We start from the raw sequence: 7,508 nt of genomic DNA, 5'->3' as shown, positions 1-7,508 counted from the left end.
ACCCCGCCCGGCGCGGCCCACAGCCATGCCCGTGAACCGTCACCTACAGCAAGATCACTAAAGCAGGTGAATGTTTACCCGCCATCGAGGCCGTCCGGTGTTTGTATCGTATGTCCGCCATGTGGCAAAAAGCACCCCGCTGCGTAGCGCCTCCGATCCGTCCGTCAAGATGCAGTTCTCGCCCTCAGGCACCGGCGTCATTTTCCGGGGTCGGCCGATCATGGGCGTCTTCGGCATAGCGGCAGACAGAGATCGAGGGAAAGGACGTGCGGTCGTGCGATGGGGTAGGGGCGACGTGGCGACCACCACGGTCGCGGCGAGGATCGCGACGCTTCTGACGGAGCAGGCCGGCGGCGCGGCGCTTACGGATCCGCGGCTCGCCGCGGCGGCCAGCCGTTCCTGGACGCTGACGGAGACGACCGACTCCGCCGGGTGCGTTACCTGTCGGGTGACCACGGCCGTTGTCGCGGGCGCCGCCGCGGGCGCCGCTGCGACGGCCTCCGAGGTCCCCGTCGTGACGGGACCGCAGCCGGATCCGACCCTGTCGTACGAGCAGCTCGTTCGCTACCGTGACGCTCTGCTCGCCGCGGACTTCGCCGTTCAGGAGGTCTTCGAGGGCTGGCGGACGGTCGCTCTCGACGTGCGGGTCGCGGAGGAGACCGCTCCGGCCGACCTGCCCGAGGCGACCGCCGAGGCCGGTGAGGCTGTCGAGACCGCCGAGGCTGTCGAGACCGGTGAAGCCGCCGAGACCGGAAGGGTCGGCGGCGAGGCGTCGGCGCCGCTCGAGTTGGCCACTGGTCCGATCTCGGACGAGGCCCCCTTCTCGACCGCCGTGGACTCGCAGCCGGCCGTGGACTCGCAGCCCGCGGAGGTCGCCTCGACAACCGGGGAACAGCCTGTCGGGCCCGCAGCGGCGGCGGAGGCCGAGGACGCGCCGGTCGTGACGGGTGGCCGGAAGCGGCCCGGCCGGAGGTCGGCCGACGCGGGCCGTCCGCGAGCCCGGCGCGGTCTGTTGCGACGTCGTGTTCCCGCCGGGAAAGCCGCGGCCGTGGCATCCGCGGCCGACACGGGCGGCTCCGACGACGACGCGGCGGACCAGGCTGCCGACTCCACCACCCCCGACTCCATCGCCGGCGGGTCGCCGGCGGCCTGACGCCGGACCGCTGGACTGCCTGACCGCCGGGCGGACCTTCGCGGCTTCGGGACTGCTCGACGGTCAGGCCGCGGAAGACCGGGATCGCTCAGTAGGGGCGGCGGTGGCGGGCCGACGAGTTCCCCGTGCCGCGAATCCAGCCGTGCTGGGGTACCCGGAGCGGCGTCCCGGGGCCGGCGGCTCGCAGCCGGCTGATGAACGGCATGACGAGCAACGCGCCGGCCGCGAAGCCGACTACATGTGCTCCGTACGCCACGGTACCGCTGTCGACGACGCCGAATCCGGTGAAGTAGATGTACTGCAACGCGAACCAGAAACCGAGGACGATCCAGGCCGGCAGCCAGAACGGCAGAAAGAACAGGACGGAGACCAGGCCGATGACGCGAGCCCGTGGAAAGAGCACCAGATAGGCGCCCAACACGCCGGCGACCGCGCCGGAGGCGCCGATCAGGGTGTTCGTCGACCCACCCTCCAACAGGGCGAAGCCGTACCCGGCGGCGTATCCGCAGACCAGGTAGAATAGTGGGTAGAGCAGCCTGCCCATGCGATCTTCAATGTTGTTGCCGAAGACCCCGAGGAACAGCATGTTGCCGATCAGATGAAGCCAGCTTCCATGCAGGAACATCGAGGTCAGCACTGACAGCACCGGAATCTTGTCGAAGCTGAGCGGTGATTCCACGATGCATCCCGGGTTGCCGGCCGCGTCCACCCCGATCCGGCCGGAGTCCGCGGCGGTGAGCTGCGCATTGTGCACCAGCTCCCACGGGATCGCACCCCACTTCTGGAAGAACCGTTGCTGCTCGCAGATGTTCTGTGCCGCCGACGTCTCCATGCCGGCGACCGAGCTGACCACCGGTTCGAAGAAAACGAAGATCACCACGTTCGCCGCGATGAGCAGCCAGGTCATGACCGGGCGGCGGCGCAGGGGATTGATGTCGTGAATCGGGATGACCACGCTGACATCCTGCCCGATGAGCCTGGGTAGCTGCTCCTACCTGGCACTCCTACCTTGGCACCCAGCCGTACCCGCGCGAGAGACGCCGGGCCGCCAGACACCGGTCAGGCATAACGCGAAAGGGCGCCTTCGACGTGACTTCCTCGTCCTCGTCGACGCGCTCGCCGTCCTCGACGCCGCGGACTTAGTGGGGGTAGCCACGAGTTGGACTCCTGTCGGGTTGGGGTTCGAGGGCAGGACGGGCGGGTGACGAGCTCGGGCGGGTGACGCCGTGGGGTGAGACGCAGTGGTGTGGGACGCACGACGATCGGCCCAGGCCAGCGTCACCCAGGCCACCGCCGTCGACCGGGGTGGGCGAGAGTGGGAAGGTGACCCCTCGTTCGACGACCGCCGTCCCGCCGCCCGCGCTCACCCCCCGGCACCAGGCCCCGGTGGCGGACGTGGGCGACCTCGTCGCCCGCGATCGGCGGGTGGTCTGGCATCCGTATGCTTCGGTGTCCGGCTCCACGCCGCTCTTCCCGGTCGCATCCGCCGCGGGGACCCGGCTGACGTTGACCGACGGTCGGGAACTGATCGACGGGATGTCGTCGTGGTGGGCGGCGATCCACGGCTACCGGCATCCCGTGCTCGACGAGGCGGTGCGCGGGCAGCTCGAGACGATGTCCCATGTGATGTTCGGCGGTCTGACCCATGAGCCGGCGGTGGCCCTCGCCGAGACCCTCGTGGCGATCACGCCGGATCCGTTGCGGCGGGTCTTTCTGTGCGATTCGGGTTCCGTCGCCGTCGAGGTCGCGATCAAGATGGCGCTGCAGTACTGGACCGGGCGGGGCCGGCCGGGCCGGACGCGCCTGCTCACCATCCGGCGCGGCTATCACGGCGACACCTCGGGCGCGATGGCGGTCTGTGATCCGGACGCGGGCATGCATCACCTGTTCAGCCATCTGCTGCCCCGCCATCTGTTCGCCTCCGCCCCGGCCTGCGCCTTCGACGAGCCGTGTGAGGACGCTCACGTCGCCGAGATCGAGGGGCTGCTGGCCGGGCACGCCGGCGAGATCGCGGCGGTCATCTGCGAGCCGGTCGTGCAGGGCACCGGAGCCATGCGGTGGTACGCGCCGGGCTGGCTGGCGCGGCTGCGCGAGCTGTGCGACCACTACGGGGTGCTGCTGATCGCCGACGAGATCGCGGTCGGGTTCGGCCGCTCGGGCGAGCTGTTTGGCTGCAACCATGCCGGCATCAGCCCCGACATCATGTGCGTGGGCAAGGCGATGACCGGTGGCTACCTGTCCATGGCCGCGACGCTGTGCACCGACGAGGTCGCGGCGGGCGTCTGCGACTCGCCGGCCGGCGCGTTCATGCACGGCCCCACGTTCATGGGCAACCCACTGGCGAGCACGGTCGCGAACGCCAGCATCGATCTGCTCCTCTCCTCGCCCTGGCAGGCTCGGGTGTGCGAGATCTCCGCCGGGCTCGCCGCCGGGCTCGCCCCGGCCGCCGACCTGCCCGGGGTCGCCGACGTGCGGGTACTCGGCGCCATCGGGGTGATCGAGACGCGGGAGCCCGTCGACCTGGCCGTGATCCAGCCGCTGTTGGTGGATCTCGGGGTCTGGGTCCGCCCGTTCGGACGGTTGGTCTATACGATGCCACCGTTCATCATCTCCCTCGCCGACGTGGCCACCCTGACCGCCGCGATGGTCGAGGCGGTCGCCCGCACCACCTGATCGCCGCGTCACCGGTTCGTCCGTGTCACCGGCGCGTCGTGCCCTCCGTCGCCGCCAGGGGTCAGGCGCGGACGGCGGGCATCGAGCTGGTCCCTCGGCGGTCTCTTCTCCGGCCGTCACTGGTCTCTGGGCGGCGGACGTGCCGTTTCCCGGGCGTGTCGGATGTGGTCTCTCGAGGGTGTCCCGCAGCCGGCGCGGCTGGGCGGCCCGTCGCGACGCCTCCTTCGGCCCGGCATTCGTCGTCGCAGGTCAGGTGCCATTTCCTGGGCAACTATCGCGCGCGTGCCGGGGAGAAAACACGGCTCGGCGACGCCGGGAACGGCTAAGAACCGGCATTCGGACGGTTGCGAATTGGCGAAGTGCCTTCGTACTCTTCGTTCTCGAGGATTTACCGTGAGTAGCAGCGACCAGGTTGGATTCACCGGGCGGTTCCGGCCGGGTAGGGCCGTGGACAAGAACGAGGAAGGCCATCCACCAATGCCGTTACGCATACGACTGGCGCGAGGTGCGGGTTCCGTTCTGGTGGGCACCCTTCGGCGTGGCTGGCGGCGAGCCCGCGGGGTGACCACGCAGGGAGCGGGCGCGACTGCCCGGACCGATCGCGGGGCGGCACGAGGCGAAGCGTCCGCCCCACCCGCGAGCGCCGAGCCCGTCGCTCCCCGGATGATCGGTCCTCCGCCATTGGGCCCTCATCTGGCCGGCCCACGCCTGGCCGGCTCTCATCTGGCCGGCGCCCACGTCACGGAACCTCGCCTGGCCGTGCTGCGCCTGCTCGGCCACGGCTGGATGCTGTGGCGCGCGCCCGGGGGGTTGATGCGACGGGGGTTGATCGTAGTCTTCTGCTGGCTGAGTGTGGCCGGATTCGCGGCGGCGGGTCTGCGTCCGCGATGGGCCGACCTCGCGGCCTTCGCCACCTTCGTTGTTCTCGGGGCGCTGGCCGTGGTGGCGTCCGGACGGCTGGGTGAGGATCTGACCGTTCCCAGGGCCCGACGCCATGACCTGCTGTCCACCTGGACGGTGGCGGCGGCGGTCCTGCTGCCGCCGTTCTACCCGACGGTTATCAGCCTGCCGCTGTGCTGGCTCGCCGGCCGTCGTGATCCAGTACAGCCGCCGCACCTGCGCGTGTTCCACGCCGCGGCGTTGGGCATCGCGGGCTTCTGTGCCTCCAGTGTCCATCTGCTGCTCAGCCCCGATCGAGGGCCGTTCACCGTCGACAACCTCGTCGGGTCCGGCGTCGCGGTGCTGGCCTTCCTCACCGCGGTCGCGGTCTACCCGGTCGTGGCGAGGCTGACCGTGATGGGGATGAGGCTGACCGTGATGGGGATGGCGACGCCCGGCGGTCGGGAGAGCCTCGGTTCGTGGTCCGGCGCGGCGGCCGGCCCGACCCGGCCGGGCTGGCCGGGCCGGACCGGAGTCGTCCCGTCATCTGTCATCCCCGCCCGGATCCCGCTCCGGCATGCGTGCCGCGACCTCGTGCCCGCGCAGGCCGCCGAGATCTGCTCGTCGATCGTGGTCGCGGTGCTGTGGGCGGCGAACCCGTTGCTCATGCTGGCGATCACACCCCCCGTCCTGCTGCTGCAACGCAGCCTGTTGCACGCCGAGCTCCTGCATGCCGCGCGGTCCGACGCGAAGACCCGGCTGGCCAACCCGGCGTACTGGCGCCAGGTCGCGGAACGCGAGATCAACCGGGCCTGCCGGGTGGGGCGTCCGCTGTCGGTGCTCCTGGTCGACATCGACCACTTCAAGCGGGTCAATGACAGGTTCGGTCATCTCATCGGGGACGTCATCCTGATCGCGGTGGCGGACGCGCTGCGGGCGGCGACCCGCCCCCGGGACCTCGTCGGACGGTTCGGGGGCGAGGAGTTCGTGGTGCTGCTCACCGAGGTCGAGCTGGAGAACGCGGCCGATGTCGCGGAACGGATCCGCCGCCAGGTCGCCGGAACCCACTGCTGGCTGGAGGGCCGGCCTCCCCTGTCGGTGACCGTGTCCGTGGGAGTCGCGACACATCACGGCCCCCGCGGTGACCTCGCCGGTCTCATCGCTCGGGCGGACTCCGCGCTCTACCGGGCCAAGGCCGATGGTCGTAACCGGGTACGGCTCGCCGGGTCGGTCTACAGCTCCGTCTGAGGCCACCGCGGCCCCGTCTGAGGCCACCGCGGGCCCCGCCGAGGCCAGGTGGCGGGTGCGCGCCGATCAGGCGGCGCGCGCCGCCCGGATCGTGTTGCGCAGCAGGAGCATCGTGGTGACCGGTCCCACACCGCCCGGCACCGGGGTGAGGGCGCCCGCCACGGACGAGACGGCCGCGGCGTCCACGTCACCGACCTGCCCGGTCTCGGTCACGACGGTGCCGACGTCGATGACGGTCGCACCCGGGCGGACGAAGCCGGCGCCGACGAGGCGGGGATGGCCGGTGGCGGACACGATGATGTCGGCCTCGTGGGCGATGCTCACCAGTCCCTTGGTGCGGGAGTGGCAGATCGTCACGGTCGTGTCCTCGGCGAGCAACAGCAGCGAGACCGGCTTGCCGACCACCGGGCCGCGGCCGATCACGCATACCCGGGCGCCGGACATCGGGATGCGGGCCCGGGTGAGGATCTCCACCACCGCGGCGGCGGTGGCCGGCGCGAAGCTCGGCAGACCCAGCGCGAGCCGGCCGAGACTGCTCGGGTTCATCCCGTCGACGTCCTTGGCCGTCGGAATGTGCTCGCCGACCTCGCGGGAGGTCAGCCCGCCTGGCAGCGGCGTCTGGACGATGATCCCGTGCACGGTCGGATCGGCGGCGACGGTGTCGATCGTGTCGAGGATCGCCGCCGGCTCGCCCTTCGGCTCATGCAGCACGCAGCGCACGCCGACCTTGCCCGCGGTCCGTTCGACGATCTCGGCATAGGAATACGCGGCCGGATCCGCGGTCGGCAGGACCACCGCCAGGGTCGGCGTGACTCCCGCCGCAGCCAGCCTCTCGGCCTCGTCGACCACGTACCTGCCGATCTCGGCGGCCATCGACCGCCCGTCGAGCATCCTCATGCGCCGTTCCGATCCTCGTCGTTCTCGTGGTCTGGCTCCCGTGGCCCTTGCGGTCCTGATGGCCCGTCTGGGCCGTTCCGCACGTCTGGGCCGTTCCGCACGGATAAGTCACCGCTGTCCGCAGGCCTTTCCCGCACTCGCGCGGGTTATGCCGTCCTGACCCACCACGCGAAACCTGGGGAAGGCCCGGGATGCGCCGGCACGGCGAGCGGGGCGGCGGCGGGCACGGTTGTACCGTAGCAAGGCGACGTGGGCAGGTAACCTGGGCGGGGGAGCACGCCAGGGCCGCTCGGTGCACTCGGCTCCAGAACGCCCGGTTCCAGAACGCTCGGTTCTAGGCAGCCCGGTTCTCGTGCCTCGGATTTTCGGAATAACGGATCCTCCCCGGGAAAGCCTTCCGGAAGAGGCCCGCCCCTGTGCGGTGGTGTAGTCGAGGTGGGCGATTCCGGGCGGAAATCCGAGTATTACTCTATATGATCTTCCCGGTTCGGGGTGATGGCGGCTACGGACCGCCGGAACGATGTACCTGAAACGACGCACCTGGCCAGAAGCGCCCGGTGCCCGCTACGCCGCATCCCGAGCCACCCGCCGCGCCGGCTGTACTCAGGAACCCGGTCGGCTTGCCGGATGTAGCGATATGAATGCGACATTCGTCCTA

The 7,508-nt window shown here is 70.6% G+C and carries 5 protein-coding genes; 3 read left to right on the top strand and 2 right to left on the bottom strand.

What is annotated here, in order from left to right:
• The first annotated feature begins 274 nt into the window (after positions 1-274).
• Positions 275-1,153, top strand: coding sequence for a hypothetical protein (locus ACY45C_RS18110; protein WP_462188766.1), 879 nt, complete (start codon positions 275-277; stop codon positions 1,151-1,153).
• An 88-nt stretch (positions 1,154-1,241) separates the two neighbouring features.
• Here the strand turns inward: ACY45C_RS18110 and ACY45C_RS18105 are convergent, their stop codons facing one another.
• Positions 1,242-2,108: a rhomboid family intramembrane serine protease gene (locus ACY45C_RS18105; protein WP_462188765.1), complete on the bottom strand. Its 867-nt coding sequence runs from the start codon at positions 2,106-2,108 to the stop codon at positions 1,242-1,244.
• A gap of 431 nt (positions 2,109-2,539) precedes the next feature.
• Here ACY45C_RS18105 and bioA point away from each other — a divergent pair, with 431 nt between their 5' ends.
• Positions 2,540-3,826 (top strand): adenosylmethionine--8-amino-7-oxononanoate transaminase, encoded by a 1,287-nt coding sequence (gene bioA / locus ACY45C_RS18100; protein WP_462188767.1) that lies wholly within the window; start codon positions 2,540-2,542, stop codon positions 3,824-3,826.
• 663 nt (positions 3,827-4,489) lie between these two features.
• The gene (locus ACY45C_RS18095; RefSeq protein WP_462188763.1) at positions 4,490-5,953 is read left to right on the top strand and encodes a sensor domain-containing diguanylate cyclase; all 1,464 of its coding nucleotides are present in this window, start codon (positions 4,490-4,492) and stop codon (positions 5,951-5,953) included.
• Positions 5,954-6,019: 66 nt separating this feature from the next.
• Here ACY45C_RS18095 and ACY45C_RS18090 read toward each other — a convergent pair whose 3' ends face one another.
• Positions 6,020-6,850: a bifunctional 5,10-methylenetetrahydrofolate dehydrogenase/5,10-methenyltetrahydrofolate cyclohydrolase gene (locus ACY45C_RS18090; RefSeq protein WP_462188762.1), complete on the bottom strand. Its 831-nt coding sequence runs from the start codon at positions 6,848-6,850 to the stop codon at positions 6,020-6,022.
• Positions 6,851-7,508: the final 658 nt, after the last annotated feature.

Source organism: Frankia sp. CcWB2, from assembly GCF_977927585.1.
Note: the sequence above shows the minus strand (reverse complement) of the source record. Positions and strands in the feature narration are given on the sequence as shown.

Excerpts from the sequence above, each read along its gene's own strand:
- ACY45C_RS18095 (WP_462188763.1), top strand. The coding sequence starts at position 4,490 with ATGATCGGTCCTCCGCCATTGGGCCCTCATCTGGCCGGCCCACGCCTG.
- ACY45C_RS18090 (WP_462188762.1), bottom strand. The coding sequence starts at position 6,850 with ATGAGGATGCTCGACGGGCGGTCGATGGCCGCCGAGATCGGCAGGTAC.